Source organism: Paenibacillus curdlanolyticus YK9, assembly GCF_000179615.1.
Taxonomy (GTDB): Bacteria; Bacillota; Bacilli; order Paenibacillales; family Paenibacillaceae; genus Paenibacillus_T; species Paenibacillus_T curdlanolyticus.
The window spans coordinates 677,383-696,501 of record NZ_AEDD01000001.1; the positions used below are offsets into that span (position 1 = coordinate 677,383).

General features: G+C 50.2%; 19 protein-coding genes. All 19 read left to right on the top strand.

The window, feature by feature from the left end; translation table 11 throughout:
- Positions 1-14: 14 nt before the first annotated feature.
- Positions 15-743 (top strand): elongation factor P 5-aminopentanone reductase, encoded by a 729-nt coding sequence (gene ymfI, locus PAECUDRAFT_RS03175; RefSeq protein WP_199558714.1) that lies wholly within the window; start codon positions 15-17, stop codon positions 741-743.
- A 129-nt stretch (positions 744-872) separates the two neighbouring features.
- Complete coding sequence (locus PAECUDRAFT_RS03180; RefSeq protein WP_006036653.1) at positions 873-1,121, top strand: DUF3243 domain-containing protein; 249 nt, start codon at positions 873-875, stop codon at positions 1,119-1,121.
- A gap of 176 nt (positions 1,122-1,297) precedes the next feature.
- Positions 1,298-2,062 (top strand): DUF3388 domain-containing protein, encoded by a 765-nt coding sequence (locus PAECUDRAFT_RS03185; protein ID WP_006036654.1) that lies wholly within the window; start codon positions 1,298-1,300, stop codon positions 2,060-2,062.
- A 79-nt stretch (positions 2,063-2,141) separates the two neighbouring features.
- Complete coding sequence (locus tag PAECUDRAFT_RS03190) at positions 2,142-3,125, top strand: helix-turn-helix domain-containing protein (RefSeq protein ID WP_006036655.1); 984 nt, start codon at positions 2,142-2,144, stop codon at positions 3,123-3,125.
- Positions 3,126-3,254: 129 nt separating this feature from the next.
- Complete coding sequence (locus PAECUDRAFT_RS03195; protein WP_006036657.1) at positions 3,255-3,746, top strand: YajQ family cyclic di-GMP-binding protein; 492 nt, start codon at positions 3,255-3,257, stop codon at positions 3,744-3,746.
- Positions 3,747-3,951: 205 nt separating this feature from the next.
- Positions 3,952-4,527, top strand: coding sequence for a CDP-diacylglycerol--glycerol-3-phosphate 3-phosphatidyltransferase (gene pgsA, locus PAECUDRAFT_RS03200; protein WP_006036658.1), 576 nt, complete (start codon positions 3,952-3,954; stop codon positions 4,525-4,527).
- Between the two features lie 80 nt (positions 4,528-4,607).
- Positions 4,608-5,870, top strand: coding sequence for a competence/damage-inducible protein A (locus tag PAECUDRAFT_RS03205; RefSeq protein ID WP_006036659.1), 1,263 nt, complete (start codon positions 4,608-4,610; stop codon positions 5,868-5,870).
- Between the two features lie 239 nt (positions 5,871-6,109).
- A complete protein-coding gene (recA, locus tag PAECUDRAFT_RS03210) occupies positions 6,110-7,171 on the top strand; it encodes a recombinase RecA (RefSeq protein ID WP_006036660.1) in 1,062 nt (353 codons plus the stop codon).
- An 80-nt stretch (positions 7,172-7,251) separates the two neighbouring features.
- A complete protein-coding gene (locus PAECUDRAFT_RS03215; protein ID WP_006036661.1) occupies positions 7,252-7,929 on the top strand; it encodes a regulatory protein RecX in 678 nt (225 codons plus the stop codon).
- A gap of 184 nt (positions 7,930-8,113) precedes the next feature.
- Positions 8,114-9,655: a ribonuclease Y gene (rny, locus tag PAECUDRAFT_RS03220; protein WP_006036662.1), complete on the top strand. Its 1,542-nt coding sequence runs from the start codon at positions 8,114-8,116 to the stop codon at positions 9,653-9,655.
- A gap of 178 nt (positions 9,656-9,833) precedes the next feature.
- Positions 9,834-10,628 (top strand): TIGR00282 family metallophosphoesterase, encoded by a 795-nt coding sequence (locus PAECUDRAFT_RS03225; RefSeq protein WP_006036663.1) that lies wholly within the window; start codon positions 9,834-9,836, stop codon positions 10,626-10,628.
- Between the two features lie 134 nt (positions 10,629-10,762).
- Positions 10,763-11,023 (top strand): stage V sporulation protein S, encoded by a 261-nt coding sequence (locus tag PAECUDRAFT_RS03230; protein WP_006036664.1) that lies wholly within the window; start codon positions 10,763-10,765, stop codon positions 11,021-11,023.
- 114 nt (positions 11,024-11,137) lie between these two features.
- A complete protein-coding gene (locus PAECUDRAFT_RS03235; RefSeq protein ID WP_006036665.1) occupies positions 11,138-12,097 on the top strand; it encodes a dipeptidase in 960 nt (319 codons plus the stop codon).
- 194 nt (positions 12,098-12,291) lie between these two features.
- Positions 12,292-14,025 carry a 2-oxoacid:acceptor oxidoreductase subunit alpha gene (locus tag PAECUDRAFT_RS03240; RefSeq protein ID WP_006036666.1) on the top strand — a complete coding sequence of 578 codons (1,734 nt, stop codon included), beginning with the start codon at positions 12,292-12,294 and terminating at the stop codon, positions 14,023-14,025.
- A 1-nt stretch (position 14,026) separates the two neighbouring features.
- The gene (locus PAECUDRAFT_RS03245) at positions 14,027-14,893 is read left to right on the top strand and encodes a 2-oxoacid:ferredoxin oxidoreductase subunit beta (RefSeq protein ID WP_006036667.1); all 867 of its coding nucleotides are present in this window, start codon (positions 14,027-14,029) and stop codon (positions 14,891-14,893) included.
- A gap of 81 nt (positions 14,894-14,974) precedes the next feature.
- Positions 14,975-15,547: a phosphate propanoyltransferase gene (gene pduL, locus PAECUDRAFT_RS03250; protein ID WP_006036668.1), complete on the top strand. Its 573-nt coding sequence runs from the start codon at positions 14,975-14,977 to the stop codon at positions 15,545-15,547.
- 57 nt (positions 15,548-15,604) lie between these two features.
- A complete protein-coding gene (miaB, locus tag PAECUDRAFT_RS03255; protein ID WP_040711401.1) occupies positions 15,605-17,191 on the top strand; it encodes a tRNA (N6-isopentenyl adenosine(37)-C2)-methylthiotransferase MiaB in 1,587 nt (528 codons plus the stop codon).
- A gap of 25 nt (positions 17,192-17,216) precedes the next feature.
- A complete protein-coding gene (locus PAECUDRAFT_RS03260) occupies positions 17,217-17,705 on the top strand; it encodes a RicAFT regulatory complex protein RicA family protein (RefSeq protein WP_006036670.1) in 489 nt (162 codons plus the stop codon).
- A gap of 203 nt (positions 17,706-17,908) precedes the next feature.
- The gene (locus tag PAECUDRAFT_RS03265) at positions 17,909-19,072 is read left to right on the top strand and encodes an iron-containing alcohol dehydrogenase (protein ID WP_006036671.1); all 1,164 of its coding nucleotides are present in this window, start codon (positions 17,909-17,911) and stop codon (positions 19,070-19,072) included.
- Positions 19,073-19,119: the final 47 nt, after the last annotated feature.

The window sequence follows — 19,119 nt, forward strand, 5'->3', positions numbered from 1 at the left end:
AGCCGCTTCATGAAATGACGGTTCTCATTACGGGGGGAAGCCGTGGCATAGGCGCTGCTATCGCGCAGCGCTTTGCCGCGGAACGGATGAACATCGTTATTCACTATTTGCAATCCCATGAGGCGGCCAATGAGACCGCCCGCCGCTGTATGCGTTTAGGCGCAAACGTGTCGACGATATCCGCAGATTTGCGTTCGAAGGACCAGCTTGTTCGCATGCGGGAAAAGCTGCAGGACAGAGGCATGGTACCTGATATTTTGGTAAACAACGCAGGTATCGCCCATTATGGGATGCTCGCAGACGTTTCGGAGAACGATTGGGAGGACGTCATGTCCGTCAATCTCAAAGGCATGTTCTTGACTACGCAATTGTTTATGGAATCGATGGTACGTCAACGATTCGGGCGAATTATTAACGTATCTTCGGTCTGGGGCATGTCAGGCGCGTCCTGCGAGGTGCTTTATTCTACAACAAAAGGCGGCATGAATGCTTTTACCAAAGCGCTTGCCAAAGAATTGGCTCCTTCAGGCGTTACGGTTAACGCGGTTGCGCCCGGCGCTGTGGACACCGTTATGCTGGATAAGCTTGATGATGGCGAAAAGCAAGCGTTGGAGCAAGAGATTCCATTGGGACGGTTTGCGCAGCCCGATGAGATCGCTTCGCTTGTCTATTTTTTGTCCTTGCCGGAATCAGCATACATAACAGGCCAGATCATTAGCCCCAACGGCGGTTGGGTCACTTAACGGTATTGCTTGCCCGGGAATGAAACTTTTGTTAAACGCTATTCGTCGTATAAGTGGACGGATGAAGGCACACACTACAAGTGTTGTTCTTTATGACGCTGAGTCAACATTTGAAGGAGGCGAACAGCCGTGTCAACCGTCCTTACTAACTTCGATTCGTGGAAACAATTTTTGGCTGAACGAATGGAGCAAGGCAAGAAAATGGGCTTATCCGAGGATACGATTGCGAATCTCGCATACGAGATCGGTTCATTCCTGGACGAACGCGTCGATCCGAAAAATGACGAGCAGCGCATTTTGAAAGAAATTTGGGATGCTGGCGATGAAGAGGAACGCAAGACGCTTGCGCGCATGATGTGTAAGCTTGTGAGTCCGTAACGGAATTTTCAGCAGAGAGGCTCCCTTCAAGGGGGCTTTTCTGCGAATTCGAATGTGATTCCGCTTACTTTGCACAGAAAACATTTGAAATATGAAGCGCAGCACTTGCAGGAAAGTGGCGAAAATTGTAGAATTATTTTTTGTAGTACGAACGGCTCATGGGGGACGGTGGAATAGTGGAAACTAGACAATGGTATATGGAATATAAGATACATAAGAATCGTCCCGGGCTTCTTGGCAACATCGCATCACTGCTCGGTATGATGAGTGTAAACATCTTAACCATTAACGGGGTTGAGGATCGCACGCGAGGCATGCTGCTGGAAACGGACGATGACGAGAAAATCGATTTGCTTAGCAAGATGCTAACGAAAATGGATTACATTACGGTCAATAAGCTTCGCCCTCCAACTTTGCTAGATATTCTCGCTGTTCGGCATGGCCGATATATCGAGCGGGATTCAGATGATAAAAAGACATTCCGTTTTACGCGCGATGAACTAGGTTTACTTGTCGACTTTTTGGGTGAAATATTCAAAAGGGATGGCAATCAGGTCATCGGACTTCGCGGCATGCCGCGTGTCGGAAAGACGGAATCGATTATTGCAGGCAGCGTATGCTCGAATAAGCGCTGGACATTCGTGTCCTCCACGCTGCTGCGCCAGACGGTCAGAAGTCAGCTGTCAGAGGAAGAGATGAATCCGAACAGCATCTTTATTATTGATGGAATCGTGAGCACGATGCGCTCCAATGAGAAGCATTATGCGCTAATTCAAGAGCTGATGGCGATGCCTTCTACGAAGATTATTGAGCATCCTGATATTTTCGTGAAAGAGTCTCACTTTGATTACAGCACTTTTGATACGATCATTGAGCTTCGCAATACGCCGGATGAAGAAATTTCATACGAAAAAATTACGAACGGATTCCATGATTTTTAAATGACGTCATGACGTCTGGAAGCGTTGCCCGACGCTAGCTTATGCTGGTCGGTTACTACAAACATCAGGAGGTGCAGGCATGTCGGATTTGGGCGACTTGCTGAAGAAGGCAAGGGAACAGCGCGAACTGTCGCTCGATGATATTCAAGAAGCGACCAAGATCAGAAAACGATACTTGGAGGCGATTGAATCAGGCGATTACAAGGTGCTCCCAGGCAGCTTCTATGTCCGCGCGTTTGTGAAAACATACGCTGAGGCAGTAGGATTAGATGCAGATGACGTTTTGCGGCTATATAAGCATGAAATGCCGGAGCCTGCGCCTGAGCCCGTAACAGAATCAGTCGTAAAACAACCGCGGAGATCATCGCAAACCTCTTCGGATCGGTGGAGCAAATTCGGATTTACCGGTATAATGCTGTCCTTCGTTGTCGTGATAGCCGTTATTATATGGGTCTATGCAATAAACACGAACGATAACACGGACGATACGCCTAAAGCAGATGATCAAACGAAAATTACGGATTCGACGGATCTGCCGAAAGAACCAGTTAAAAATGCAGATTCCAATGGCACAGGGCAGGCAGGCACGAGCAACGGCAATTCCAATGGCACAGGCGGCAATGCCGTAACGCCAGAAACGCCTACAACACCGGAAACGCCGTCCAATACGACGGTTACTTTTGCAAGCAAATCAGGACGAACGGATCATTATGATGTAGGTCCTGCCGGTTCGCATACGGTGCAAATTACGATCAAAGGCGGCAAGAACTGGCTTGAAGTCCGCGAGGGCAGCTCCAAAGGCAAAAAGCTGGTTTATGAGAATGCAGCAGACGGAACGGTACAATCGTTCCCGCTTAACACATCGCTTTATATTAACGTAGGCCGTGCAGATCTGGTTGAAATTGCGGTGGATGGCGTTGCAGTCGAGGACGGGGATCGCGCAAGCTCCAAGCGCGTGCAATTCGACCCAGTCAAATCGGATAACCCAGCGTCCAACAATCAAGCGGGTACAACAGATACAGGCGCTACAGATGCAGGTACAGGTAACAACGCTGCTCAGTAAAAGCATGTTCAAGGGCATTCGCTTGTTGTCGAGAGCGGATGCCTTTTCTTTGTTCATTGAATCAGTTATAATACGGCACAAGAAAACGTTCGTTTTCATGCTGACAATTCAAGAAGGGGTTGTAATGATATGAGTAGCGAAAATGCGTTTGATATCGTATCCAAGGTAGATATGCAGGAGCTGACGAATGCCATTCAGCAAGCTGAACGCGAGATTGATACGCGATTTGATTTCAAAGGCAGCAAGAGCAGCATCGCAATTGATAAAGAGGATCTAATCGTCGCATCTGACGATGATTATAAGCTCCAAGCGGTGCTGGACATTTTGTTATCCAAAATGATCAAGCGAGGCGTCCCAATCAAAAACCTCGATTACGGCAAAATTGAAGCTGCTTCGGGATCTACTGTGCGCCAACGGATTAAGCTCCGTACCGGTATTGATCAGGATGCTGCCAAAAAGATAAACATCCTAATTCGTGACTCCAAGCTTAAAGTGAAGAGCCAGATTCAAGGCGATCAAATTCGGGTAACGGGGAAGAGCAAGGATGACCTCCAGTCGGTCATGGCGCTTCTTCGCGGTGCTGACCTGCCTGTAGAGCTTCAATTTACGAACTTCCGATAGCATATAAGTGAGCCCATCGCACCGTTAGGCTGAAGCCTGCCGTGTTTTTGACACGCAAAAGTGCTTGTATTATACTTTGTTAAGATAGCTTTACGGATTCAGATCTGGGGGATAGCAACGTTATGACGGGACGAGAGAAGTTAGTGGATCAACAAGGAAGCATGAACGATGCGATTCATCAGGGCCTAACTAGGGAGGGAATCGCATGAATTTAGCGAATCGAATTACGCTCGCCCGTATTTTTTTAGTCCCAATCATTATGATCTTCTTGCTCGTAAAGATGGACTTGGAGCCGATCAAATTCGCCGACTTTTCCATTACATACAATCAAATTGTTGCTGCACTTATCTTTATTATTGCGGCTAGCACCGATGGGCTCGACGGATATATCGCCCGCAAGAATAAGATCGTAACAAACCTAGGCAAGCTGTTGGACCCTCTTGCAGATAAGGTGCTTGTAGCGGCCGTCCTGATCTCGCTCGTGGAGATGGACAAGCTGGATGCATGGATTGCAGTCGTCATTATTTGCCGTGAATTCGCGGTGACAGGTCTGCGTCAGATCGCCTTGCTCGAGAACAAAGTCATCGCGGCGAGCAAGTGGGGCAAATGGAAAACGGCAGTCCAAATTACGATGATTATTGCTTTGATGCTTAACAATTTCCCGTTTACGTTTATCGATTTCCGATTCGATCTCATCGCAAGCTGGATCGCGGCGGTCATTACGGTTTACTCAGGCATTGACTACTTTGTCAAAAACAAAAATTTAATACCTATTGCTTAACTCGTCGGACATCTTCCTTGCGGAAGGTGTCCTTCCTTCCTTTATAAACCAATCTGATGCTTCGGCGTGGAGGTCATGGAATGAAAGCTGAAATTATTGCGGTAGGCACGGAGCTGCTTCTTGGTCAAATTGTGAATACGAACGCGCAATATTTGTCCCGTCGATTAGCCGAGCTGGGGATTGATGTTTATTACCAGACGGTCGTAGGCGATAACCCGTCGCGCATTCGGCTGGCAATTGAGACGGCTCGCGAGAGAGCGGATCTGCTTGTATTTACTGGGGGCTTGGGACCTACGCAGGATGATTTGACAAAGGACGTATTGGCGGACTACTTGGGCCGGGCGCTTGAATACGATGAGCCGTCGATGCGTAAAATCGTTGATTTTTTCCAATCACGCGGCGCACATATGGTGGAGAGCAACAAACGGCAAGCGACGTCTATCGCTGGAGCAGCGACATTGTTTAATGAAGCGGGACTGGCTGTAGGCAATGCGCTGGAATCGGAGGGCATTCGCTACATGCTGCTGCCAGGGCCTCCTCGCGAAATGAAGCCGATGTTTGACGGTGCTGGCGCGACGTGGCTGCGGTCTGAACTGGGCGAAATGCTTCCGCTGTATTCAAGAATTCTAAAGTTTGCCGGCATCGGCGAGTCCAAGCTGGAGGACGCCTTGATTGATTTGATCGAGAGCCAGACCGATCCGACGATTGCGCCTTATGCCAAGGAAGGCGAGGTAGCGATTCGGGTATCAACAAAGGCTGCTTCCGCAAATGAAGCAAATCAGAAAATAGACGCTACAGTCGATCAAATTCGCCAACGCGCAGGGCAGTTTTTGTTCGCTGAAGAAGATATCCCCTTGGAGGAAGCGATTGTTCGCCTGCTTCGCGCATCTAAGCGGACTTTGGCTTCTGCCGAAAGCTGCACGGGCGGCATGTTTGCTGAGCTTGTCACGAATATTCCTGGCAGCAGCGGCGAATTTGCCGGAGGGGTTGTCACGTATACGAATGTAATGAAGCATCAGCTGCTAGGCATTCCAATGGCTCAGTTAGAAGGCGAAGGCGCTCCAGGCGCGATCAGCGAGTCGACGGCAGCTATGATGGCTGAGCGTGTTCGCGAACGGGCTGCAGCTGATTTTGGCATCTCGATTACTGGCGTAGCCGGTCCAGCGGAATCGGAAGGCAAACCGGTTGGACTCGTCTATTATGCAATCGCACAGCAAGGTAAGCCAACAGACGTGCATACGATGCATTTAAGCGGCTCGCGGGACATCATTAGGGTAAGAGCCGTCAAGGCAGTGCTGTATCGCCTGTGGCTGGCGCTGAATGGTTTTGAGGGCAAGCTATAAGGTATACTGCCGACGCTCATCATTTTCCGGTTGCTGAACGGCGGTGTTCATGCTATATTATCAGTAGTTGACGGAGGAACCGCGGCGAATGTTTCATTTGCTGCGGTTCTTTTTCTGTTCTCAGATGACTGTTCGTTAGGCATGGGCAAAAAAAGCGAATGTATGTTCGAAAAAATGCTTGGCAACCGATACGAAATAGGCTATTATAATTACTATATTGAATGAAGGATGTGAGTTGGTTGTCAGATCGTCGCGCAGCGTTAGAAATGGCACTCCGTCAGATTGAAAAGCAGTTCGGTAAGGGCTCCATCATGAAGTTAGGCGAATCGACGCATATGCAAGTGGAAACCGTATCGAGCGGGGCGCTTGCTTTAGATATTGCCCTCGGCATTGGAGGGTTTCCGCGTGGTCGTGTTATCGAGGTCTATGGCCCGGAGTCATCCGGTAAAACGACAGTTGCGCTTCATGCAATTGCAGAAGTACAGAAAATGGGCGGACAAGCTGCATTTATCGATGCGGAGCATGCACTTGATCCGTTATATGCAAGCAAGCTTGGCGTAAATATTGACGAATTGCTTCTTTCACAACCCGATACGGGCGAGCAAGCGCTTGAAATCGCTGAGGCGCTCGTACGCAGCGGTGCTGTTGATATTATCGTTGTCGACTCGGTTGCAGCGCTCGTTCCGAAGGCTGAAATCGAAGGCGATATGGGCGATTCTCACGTGGGTCTTCAAGCACGACTCATGTCACAAGCGCTTCGCAAGCTGTCTGGTGCGATCAGCAAGTCGAAGACGATTGCTATTTTCATCAACCAGCTTCGCGAGAAGGTTGGCGTCATGTTCGGTAACCCTGAGACAACGCCAGGCGGCCGCGCTCTGAAATTCTACTCCAGCGTTCGTCTAGATGTTCGCCGGATTGAATCCATCAAACAAGGCAATGACGTGGTAGGTAACCGTACGCGTATTAAAGTCGTGAAGAATAAGGTAGCTCCTCCTTTCAAGCAAGCAGAGGTTGACATCATGTATGGTGAAGGCATCTCGAGAGAAGGCAGTATTATCGATATCGGCACAGAGCATGAAATCGTTCAGAAGAGCGGTGCATGGTTCTCCTATAATGGCGACCGACTTGGCCAAGGGCGCGAGAATGCGAAGCAGTTCTTGAAGGATCATAAGGATGTTGCTGCAACGATCGAGCAGCAAATTCGTCAGGCGACTCAGCTTTCTGAGTCGGCTATTCAAGCAGCGACACTTGCTGGCGAGAAGGAAGATGAAGAAGAACCAAACTTCGACGATCTGCTGTAAAGGATATTGTTGATGAATCGATCAATAGAGATTGGCACCTTTCACAGGGTGCCTTTTCTTGTTAAATGGAGGCATCTGCATTGAGCTACACCATTCGTTCAGTCGAACAAGACCGAAAACAACGACGGCGTTATCTTATCTATGTGGAACAAGTGGAACAATCGTTGTTTTCGGTGCATGAGGACCTGCTCATTCGCCATAGGCTGTTTAAAGGCTTGGCGCTTACAGAGGAAACGGTCTCGGCTATCGTGGCTGAGGATAACCGCTATCGCGCGTATGCGTTAGCGATTTATTATCTTGGGGCTCGACCGAGAACGGCCAAGGAAATCGAACGGTATTTGCTTCGAAAAGAGCTGGAGGAGGAGCCGATTGCCTATGCAATCGAGAGGCTGCAGCAAGAACGCTTAATCGATGATGCGGATTACGCACAGCGATTCGCCGAGAGCAGGTTGCGATCTAGCGGTAAAGGAAGGCTTTACATCCAACAGGAGCTGAGAATGCGCGGCGTGGATAAGCATACTGCCGATCAAGCGGCCTCTGCATTAAGCCGCGATATGGAACAAGCCGCTGCAGATCAGGCAGCAGTAAAGCGATGGCGTTCTTTGACGGGCGAGACCTATGAAAAACGTCGTAAATTGGCGCAATTTCTACTTCGCAGAGGGTACCCGATGGAGGTGTCAATGACTGCGGTTAAGCGCGCAATAGCGCAATCAGGAGACGAAGATGACGACGAAGACGTGGTTTGGCTTGACAACTGATTTTGTCAAAAGATAAAATGAGTTTGTATTCCTTCTTTTTGAATCGATTTTCCTTCCAAAAATTGATTCGAAACAGATTATTTTCACCTGAGTTTAGTCGATTATTCGGTAATGGAACCGGCTAAGAAAACAAAATATCATCCCAAGCGTTGACCTTGGTGTATGCAACGGGGAGGTGAACAAGATGCACACGGCTGTATGGATCTTGATCGTTCTCGTTGTTGGTGCGATTTTCTTTGGGATAGGTTATTTCATTCGCAAGTCGATCGCCGAAGCCAAAATTCAAAGTGCTGAGCAAGCTGCAACTGTCATTGTAGAAAATGCAAAGAAAGAAGCAGAAGCACTGAAGAAAGAAACTGTGCTTGAAGCGAAAGATGAAGTCCACAAACTCCGTTCGGAAGCTGAGAAGGACATTCGTGAGCGGCGTAATGAAACGTCGCGCTTGGAACGACGTCTTCAGCAGAAGGAAGAGTCACTGGATAAAAAATTAGAAGCGCTTGAGCGCAAAGAAGAGCAGGTAGCCAACAAGGAGAAACGAATCGAGGAAACGCAAGAGCAGATCGATGTTCTCTACAAACAGCAAGTGACGGAGCTGGAACGGATTTCGAACCTTTCGATGGAGGATGCGCGTAGTATCATCTTGTCCAACGTCGAGCAGGAAGTGCGCCATGAAACTGCGCAGATGATCAAGGAAATTGAACTGCAGGCAAAAGAAGAAGCGGATAAAAAAGCGCGTGATATTATCTCGCTGGCAATTCAACGCTGTGCGGCAGATCATGTAGCCGAAACGACAGTTTCGGTTGTTACACTGCCGAACGAAGAGATGAAAGGCCGCATTATCGGACGCGAAGGCCGCAATATTCGTGCTCTGGAAACATTGACCGGTATCGATCTCATTATCGACGATACACCGGAAGCGGTCATTTTGTCGGGCTTCGACCCGATCCGCCGGGAGATCGCCCGGACGTCCTTAGAGAAGCTTGTAGCAGATGGTCGGATACATCCGGCACGTATCGAAGAGATGGTCGAGAAGTCCCGCAAAGAAGTGGACGAGCGTATCCGCGAATACGGAGAGCAGGCTACATTCGAGGTTGGCGTGCATGGGTTGCATCCGGATCTGATCAAAATTTTAGGGCGTTTGAAATATCGTACAAGCTACGGTCAAAACGTACTCAAGCATTCGATGGAGGTAGCTTATCTGACTGGCCTGATGGCAGCCGAGCTGGGCGAAGATGTTACACTCGCCAAGCGTGCTGGTTTGCTGCATGACATCGGTAAAGCACTTGACCATGAAGTCGAAGGCTCACATGTTGAGATCGGCGTAGAGCTTGCTAAGAAGTACAAAGAGCATCCAGTCGTTATTAACAGTATCGCATCCCATCATGGCGATTGCGAAGCCACTTCGGTCATTGCAATGCTCGTAGGCGCTGCTGACGCCTTGTCAGCTGCACGTCCTGGCGCTCGTCGCGAGACGCTGGAAACGTACATTAAGCGTCTGGAGAAGCTGGAGGATATTTCGGAGTCGTTCGAAGGTGTCGAGAAATCGTATGCCATTCAAGCTGGACGCGAGGTTCGCGTTATGGTTCAGCCTGAGAAGATCGATGATACGGAAGCTTTCCGCTTAGCGCGTGATATTACGAAGAAGATCGAGAGCGAACTCGACTATCCGGGACATATTAAAGTTACGGTCATTCGAGAAACGCGCGCGGTCGAATACGCCAAATAACAGAATCGGAACAAGCGAAAGTGGCTGCGTGTCAGCCACTTTCGTCGTTTGTATAGAGCTGTACTCGTACATACTAATGGATCAATGGAGCGACTTCGACAAGGCTCAGGGGGAAACCCTTGAGTTCTTCTTATGAAGGAAGGAACTAGCGGATAGAGGCTCGAGGAGGAAGAAGCAAATGAAAGTATTGTTCATTGGAGACATTGTGGGAAGCGTAGGCCGTGGAGCGGTCAAAAAGGTGCTTCCTGCGCTAAAATCAAAATATAACCCGCACATCATCATCGCGAACGGGGAAAATGCAGCTGCTGGCAGGGGCATTACAGCAGCAATCGCGAAGGAGTTGTTCGATGCCGGCGTGCATGGCATTACGATGGGTAACCATACATGGGATAATCGAGATTTATTCGAATGGATCGATGATGAGCCGCGAATTGTACGACCAGCAAACTTCCCGCCAGGCGCGCCGGGCAGCGGAGCGGCAGTGATCAAGGCGAATGGAAAGAAGCTTGGCATCATCAATCTCCAAGGCCGGACGTTTTTGCCACCGATTGATTGCCCGTTTCGCGCCGCAGACGAGCTCATCGATGAAATGCGAAACGAGACGAATCAAATTCTCGTCGATTTTCATGCAGAAGCGACCTCGGAGAAAATCGCGATGGGCTGGTATTTGGATGGGCGAGCATCGCTCGTCGTCGGCACGCATACGCATGTTCAGACGAATGACGATCGGATTTTGCCTGAAGGCACCGCTTATTTGACCGATGTGGGCATGGTGGGACCGCGTGACGGCGTATTGGGAATGGAGCGTACAGCAGTTCTTCGACGGTTTTTGACACAGCTGCCTACGCGGTTTGTAGTGGATGAAGGAGACTGGCATTTTCATGCGCTGCTGCTCGAAACAGATGAATCAACGGGGAAAGCGGTATCGATCCAGAAAATTCGATTGACCGAAGAAGAGCTAATGTTCTTTTAAGCAAATTGCCTAAAGTGTCAAATAATTCGGAATACTTCGTAAAGTACAGGCAATAAAAGAAGGAATCTTTCTGCCTCCCTCGAATAGTTATAACTAGTGGAATCCATCCATCATTCCCGAGGAGGTACTTTTTCATGGATGTATTAAAAGTTTCAGCAAAGTCCAATCCAAATTCTGTTGCTGGCGCGCTTGCGGGCGTGTTGCGGGAACGTGGCGGCGCCGAACTTCAGGCAATCGGGGCTGGTGCACTGAATCAAGCGATCAAGGCGGTGGCGATTGCCAGAGGCTTCGTTGCGCCGAGCGGGGTAGATCTCATCTGTATCCCCGCTTTTACAGACATTGTCATCGATGGAGAAGACCGAACGGCGATTAAATTGATCGTTGAACCGAGATAATCAACGACAACAATTGCGTATTTGGATGATTGGACCGGATGGATAAACCTGTTTACGTTTGCTGTAAACAGGTTTTTTGCATGTCAGTAGCCATATAGGACAGGAGGGTAGCAGATGGGAGGAAAGTCGACCGAAGGATTAGGAATTGTAGACTTTCATTGTGATGCCTTGTGGAAGCTTCTTGAGCACGAGAGCTTATCTTTCGGTTCCGGACATGCGGAAGGATTAGATGTGAACGCTGCACGTCTAGAAGCCGCTGACAGTCTGCTGCAAACCTTCGCCATCTACGTGCCGGATAAGCTGCAAGGACCGAAGGCAATCTGGCGAAGCGTTGATCTATTTTATCAGCAAGTATTGTCGTGCCCGAAGATGCAGCTTATTCGAAATGCGAATGATCTGCAAACTGCGCATGCGAATGGACATACAGGCGCGCTCCTTTCTTTGGAAGGGGTGGACGGGCTGGAGGGCGACTTGGTCATGCTTCGTTTGCTGTACCAGCTTGGGCTGCGTGCGGTAGGGCTGACATGGAATTATGCGAACTGGGCAGCAGACGGTGTGCTGGAGCCGCGTCAAGGCGGATTGACAGCGAAAGGGCGAGCGTTCGTAGAAGAATGCGAAAAGCTCGGCATCATTCTCGACGTTTCCCATCTGACTGAACGAGGCTTTTGGGAGCTTGCCGATCTGGTGAACCGCCCATTCATCGCTTCGCATTCCAACGCAAAGGCTATTTGTAACCACCCGCGAAACTTGACGGATGACCAAATCAAGGCAATTCTCGCAATGGACGGGCGGATCGGAATTACGTACGTCCCGTATTTTGTGAAAGCAGGCGGCGGAGCGAACGTAGCGGATGTCGTGCGTCATATCGATCATATCGTCTCACTAGGTGGAGAGGATCATATTATGATGGGGTCCGATTTTGACGGCATTTCAGAATATGTCGAGGGGTTGACTAACCCTGCTGACGTCATCAATCTAATCAACGAGCTGAGACGGACGTATTCGGAGCAGCAGGTCCAAAAATTCATGTCAGGCAATGCGCTGGCGTTTTTAAAGCAGCAGCTTCCGAAATGATGGAAAAGGCCTAAGCTTCAAATGCTGCTTCGTGATCGGTACCATCGAAAAGACACATAAATTAAATCCGGCTTCCTTCTTGCATTTTCATCTCGCAACTCATAAAATTTATATGATTATTCCTATTTAATCGGAACCATACCAATGAACCTATCGAATGCAACAGCGTTCTATAAAAAGAGGAGATGGACGTTTTGATCAGTCAATTGTCTTGGAAGATTGGGGGACAACAAGGGGAAGGCGTTGAAAGTACAGATAGGATCTTCTCAACGGCGCTTAACCGGCTGGGCTACTATTTATACGGTTACCGACATTTCTCTTCGCGTATTAAAGGCGGACATACCAATAATAAAATTCGGATCAGCACGCATCCTATTCGTGCGATATCGGATGATCTTGATATTCTTGTTGCGTTTGACCAAGAAAGCATCGACCTTAACGCGCATGAGCTTCGTGCCGGCGGCGTAATCGTTGCGGATGCCAAATTCAGCCCGGTCGTGCCAGAAGGCGTAGACGCGCGGCTGTTCGCAGTGCCGATCACGGCAATTGCAGAAGAGCTGGGTACTTCCCTCATGAAAAACATGGTCGCTTCCGGCGCTTCTTGGGCTTTGCTCGGATTGCCTATGGAAGTGTTTAATAAAGCGGTTGAAGAAGAGTTCGGCCGTAAAGGTCAAGCTGTTGTCGATAAAAATATTGAGGCGGTTAAACGTGGCGCCGAGTTTGTGCTTGAGCAAGCGGGCGGTCCGCTTGATGAATTCAAGCTCGATGATGCGGACGGTAAGCAGAAGCTGTTCATTATCGGCAACGAGGCAATCGGCCTCGGTACGATTGCTGCTGGCTGCCGTCTTATGTCGGCTTATCCGATTACGCCAGCATCCGAAATCATGGAGTATTTGATCAAGAAGCTGCCGAAATTCGGCGGTACCGTTGTGCAAACTGAAGACGAAATCGCAGCCGTCACAATGGCGATTGGCGCTAACTATGCAGGTGTTCGGACGATGACGGCATCTGCGGGCCCTGGTTTGTCTCTCATGATGGAAGCGATCGGCCTTGCAGGCATGACCGAAACGCCGCTCGTCATCGTTGATACGCAGCGTGGCGGCCCATCGACGGGGCTTCCGACGAAGCAAGAGCAATCCGATCTTAATGCAATGGTCTATGGTACGCATGGCGAGATTCCGAAGGTAGTCGTTGCGCCGGCATCGATCGAGGATTGCTTCTACGATATGATCGAGGCGTTTAACGTTTCCGAGCAATACCAAGTGCCCGTAATCGTCATGACGGACTTGCAGCTGTCGCTGGGTAAACAATCGTGTGAAGTGCTCGACTTCGACTCCATTCAAATCAAACGAGGCAAGCTCGTATCGGATCTGCCTGCAACGGAAAACAATGAATTGTTCAAACGTTATGAACTAACGGAAGACGGCGTGTCTCCGCGTGTCATTCCGGGCGAAAAAGGCGGTATCCACCACGTAACAGGCGTTGAGCATGATGAAGTCGGCCGTCCTTCGGAGAGCGCGATTAATCGGAAGAAGATGATGGACAAACGACTGAACAAGCTGAACTCGCTGCAATTCCGGGATGCGATTCGTGTAGACGCTCCATTTGAAGAGCCGGATCTGCTTATTATCGGCATGGGCTCGACAGGCGGCACAATCGATGAAGCGCGTACGCGCCTCTCGACAGACGGCTTGACGACGAACCATGTGACGGTTCGTTTAATCGCGCCGTTCCCGACCGAGCAATTGACGCCTTACCTGAGCAGCGCCAAACGCGTAGTCGTGTTGGAAAACAATGCAACGGGACAGCTTGCATCGCAAATTAAAATGCATGCCGGTTTCGCAGACAAAATCCATAGCCTATTGAAATATGACGGTAATCCGTTCCTGCCGTCCGAAGTGCACAAAGCATGCAAGGAGTTGAACTAGGATGGCAACATTTAAAGAATTTCGCAATAACGTGAAGCCGAACTGGTGCCCGGGCTGCGGAGACTTCTCCATTCAGGCGGCCATACAGCGCGCAGCTGCTAACGTTGGCCTCGAGCCTGAAGAGCTTGCTGTCATTTCGGGCATCGGCTGTTCAGGACGGATTTCCGGTTATATTAACGCTTATGGTCTCCACGGCATCCATGGCCGCGCGCTGCCAATCGCACAAGGCGTCAAGTTAGCTAACCGCGAGTTGACCGTTATCGCTTCTGGCGGCGACGGCGACGGCTTCGCTATCGGCATGGGCCACACGGTGCACGCGATTCGCCGTAATCTGGATGTTACGTATATCGTAATGGATAACCAAATTTATGGCCTCACCAAAGGCCAAACCTCGCCGCGCAGCGCGGAGGGCTTCAAAACCAAATCTACGCCAGAAGGCTCGATCGAGACGACACTGTCGCCGCTTGAAATCGCGCTTTCCGCTGGCGCGACGTTCGTGGCGCAATCGTTTTCCAGCGATCTGAAGCAGCTGACATCGTTGATCGAGCAAGGCATTCAACACAAGGGCTTCTCGCTCATTAACGTATTCAGCCCTTGCGTAACGTTCAACAAAGTAAATACGTATGAGTGGTTCAAAGAGAACATCGTGAACTTGAATGAGTTCCCTGATTATGATCCTAGCAACCGCATCGCAGCGATGACGAAGATCATGGAAACGGGCGGCATGCTGACGGGTTTGATCTATCAGAACAAGGAACGCAAGTCGTATGAGGATCTCATCGTTGGCTTCAAAGAAGAAGCGCTTGCGCATCAGTCGCTTGACATCACGCGAGAACAATTCGACAAGCTGGTTGCCGAGTTCAAATAGGAAAAGGTATAATGGAGCATACGGCCTTCGGAGGTCGTATGCTTCTTGCATGTACAACTATAAATAGATGGAGCGATCGCGATGTCAAAAATAGTTCCTGTCGGCGTATCCGCTAGACATATACATCTGTCGCCCGAGCATATTGAAGTGTTGTTCGGAAGCGGCTATCAATTGACGGAAATGAAACCATTGTCCCAGCCAGGTCAGTATGCAGCACAGGAGACGGTGGCGGTTATTGGCCCAAAAGGCACGTTTCCGAAAGTACGGATTCTTGGACCGGCGCGCAAAGCGACGCAGCTGGAAGTGTCTCGTACCGATGCCTTCTCGATTGGCGTTAAGCCGCCAGTACGCGAATCGGGCGATATTCAAGGCTCTGCGGGCATTACCATTCAAGGGCCTGCCGGCGAAGTGACGATAGAGGAAGGCGTGATCGTTGCAGCTCGGCATATTCACTTCCACACGGAGGATGCGCAGCGTTGGGGGATTGCGGACAAGCAGCAGCTGCGTGTACGCGTAGGCGGCGAGCGTGGCGTCGTATTCGAGCATGTCATCGCGCGCGTATCTCCTGAATATGCATTAGACATGCATATTGATACCGATGAGGCTAATGCTGCAGGCGTGGAGAACGGCCAGACTGCAGAAATTATTGACTAACGCCATATCCCCTCATCGCTGCTTGTGTATTTTATCAGGGAAGCGAAGTGATTGGAGATGACGAAGGACAAGCATCGCTCGAACAAGGCTGATGGACAGGCCGCAGACCATTATGCGCAATATTTTGATTTTTCGAATGTGAAGGTCTCGGTCGATGCGGACGGCACGAAGCGGATGCGAGTGAACGGCCGCAACATTACGATACTGGCAGAGCCGGACCAGAAGGAAGAGAAGCGCCGGGGCAAGGAACAGGTTCAGGTCCATTATGAGGAAGCCATTCCGGATGCCCTTCGGACGCTTGGCGCTGGGAAGCATTATATGGTCTATACGTTCGGATGCCAGATGAACGAGCATGACAGCGAAGTGATGAAGGGCCTGCTGGAGCAAATGGGTTATACGCCGACCGAGGATCGCAAGCTTGCGGATGTCATTTTGCTGAATACCTGTGCGATTCGAGAGAATGCCGAGGATAAAGTGTTCGGGGAGCTCGGCCACTTAAAGGGGCTAAAGCGCGAGCGTCCTAACCTGCTGCTAGGCGTATGCGGCTGCATGTCGCAGGAGGAATCCGTCGTTGGACGAATTTTAGCGACACATCCGTTCGTCGATCTTGTATTCGGCACGCATAACATTCATCGATTGCCTTATTTGCTGCAAAGCGCCTATTTCAACCAAGAGATGGTCGTCGAGGTTTGGTCCAAGGAAGGCGATATTATCGAAAATTTGCCCAAGAAGCGCGAAGGCATGCGGGCTTGGGTCAATATTATGTACGGCTGCGACAAGTTTTGTACGTATTGCATCGTCCCTTATACCCGAGGCAAAGAGCGCAGCAGGCTGCCAGCGGATATTATCGCTGAGGTGCGCGAATTAGCGCGGCAAGGCTATAAGGAAGTGACGCTGCTTGGGCAGAACGTTAATGCGTACGGCAAAGATTTTACGGACGACAACTATCGGTTCGCCGATCTTATGGCCGATATTTCGCAGATCGCGATTCCGAGAATACGCTTCATGACGAGCCATCCAAGAGACTTTGATGATCATTTGATCGAGGTGCTGGCGCAAGGGGGCAATCTGGTCGAGCATATTCACCTGCCCGTGCAGTCCGGCAGCTCAGCTATTTTGAAGCGGATGAGCCGCAAGTATTCGCGAGAGCAGTTCTTATCGCTGGCTAATCGGATCAAGCAGGCTATTCCGAACGTGGTGCTGACGACTGATATTATCGTAGGCTTCCCCGGAGAGTCGGAAGAGCAGTTCGAAGAAACGTTAACGTTAGTGCGGGAGGTAGGTTTCGATCTCGCCTATACGTTTATCTATTCGCCTCGCGAAGGAACGCCGGCAGCGGATATGGAAGATGACGTGCCGATGGAGACAAAGAAAAAACGTTTGTCCCGTTTGAACGAGCTAATGGCCGAGCAAGGGCGCATCGGACATGAGAAGCTGGTTGGCCAAGTCGTCGAGGTGCTCGTCGAAGGCGAAAGCAAAAATAATGCGAACGTGCTGGCCGGCCGTACGCGGACGAATAAGCTCGTTCATTTTGAAGGACCGAAGGAATGGATTGGACAACTCATCCAAGTGCGGGTGACGGAAGCGCAAACGTGGTATATTAAAGCAGAAGCTATATCCTGTAACGAAGAGGCAGTATCTTAACTAGATGGAATAGGGGCGAGTATAGATGGCAGAGCAGCAGGCGAAACAATGCGGAACAGACGGACATGATCATGAGCATGGCGGATGCGGAGTACCTAGCTTCCATACGCGTGATTTGATTGTACGAGCGGATATTTTGGCAAAAGCGAAGGAGCTCGCCAACTTAATTACGACTTCGGATGAGGTTGGGCAATATCGCCGTGCAGAGGAGCTCATTCAAGGGCATGAGCGCGTACAGTCGATCATGAGCCTGCTCAAGAAGAAGCAAAAGGAAGTCGTTGCTTTCGAAAAGACGTTCAAAAACGAGGCAATGGCAAAAAAAATCGAGCAAGAGATGGAAGAGCTGCAGGATGAGCTTGACGGTATTCCGATCGTAGCCCAGTTCCAGCAAAGCCAATCTGACATCAACTATCTGCTTCAGCTTGTAATCGGCGTCGTGCGCGATACGGTAGCGGAGAAGCTAGAAGTTGAAGACGCTACGCCAGCAGAAGAGCCGGCTGAGTGCAGCAATTAATAAACGGCAATTGCCGTTAACATAATGGATAGTAAAGGAAAAGTCGCCTCGTCATGTGCGGCTTTTTTTTTGTGAGGAAATACAAAGTGACTGCTACGTTGTCCTTGTTTTGGTTTTTAGAACCGTTCGTATTATAATGGAACAATGGCTCGAGCCAACGGATATCGATCAGCTGTACATTTGGAGAGGAGAGCTTATTTCATATGAAACCGTTTGTATATCATAATCCGACTCGATTGTATTTTGGAGAAGGATCGCTTCAGCATCTCGGTAGAGAAGCTGCGAAATATGGCAAGAGCGTGCTGCTCGTATACGGTGGGGGAAGCATTAAGCGGAACGGCTTGTATGACGAAGTGCTGCGCTTGCTGGAGAAAACGGGTACGAAGGTAATCGAGCTTGCTGGCGTTGAGCCAAACCCTCGTCTATCCACCGTCCATCGCGGAGCAGATTTGATTCGTGAGAACGGAATCGATTGGGTGCTCGCAGTGGGCGGCGGCAGTACGCTGGATTGCGCGAAAGCAATCGTAGCGGCTGCCAAGTATGAGGGTAGCTTCTGGGATATCGTCACGAGAAAGGCTGCAGTGGAGTCGGCGTTGCCGCTAGGCACCATTCTAACGCTTGCTGCTACGGGCTCCGAGATGAACGCTAACTCGGTTATTACGAACGAGGAAACGCTGGAGAAGCATGGCTGGGCAAGTCCACATGTTTATCCGGCATTCTCAATTCTGGAGCCGCTGTACACAGCATCTGCACCGAAAGACCACACGGTCTATGGCATGGTCGATATGATGGCGCATGTATTCGAGCAGTATTTCCATCATGATAACCGAACGCCGGTACAGGACGGCTTCAGCGAATCGATTCTGCGTGCCGTTGTAGAGGCTGCACCGAAGCTTGTTAACGACCTCACGAATGTTGAGCTTCGTGAAACGATTCTCTACAGCGGAACGATGGCGCTAAACGGCACCTTGTCAATGGGCATCGTCGGCGACTGGGCTAATCATGACATGGAGCATGCGATCTCGGCTGTGTATGATATTCCTCATGGCGGCGGGCTCGCGATTTTATTCCCGAACTGGATGACCTACGTGCTAGACGACAACGTCGCACGATTCCGCCAATTTGCTGTGAATGTGTTCGGCATTCAAGCGGATGGCCGCTCGGACCGAGAGATTGCGGAGGCGGGCATTCAAGCGTTGCGCGATTTCTGGAACAGCATCGGGGCGCCGTCGCGACTGGCGGATTACGATATCGACGACAGCCGGTTGGAGGAAATGGCGGAGAAAGCAGTGGGAGATGGCACGCGGGGCAACTTCCGCAAGCTGACGAAGCAAGACGTGGTTAACATTTATCGCCTGTCGCTGTAAGCAGTAGAATAGGGAAACAAAAAACAGGGGGAGCCGATCAACGGCTC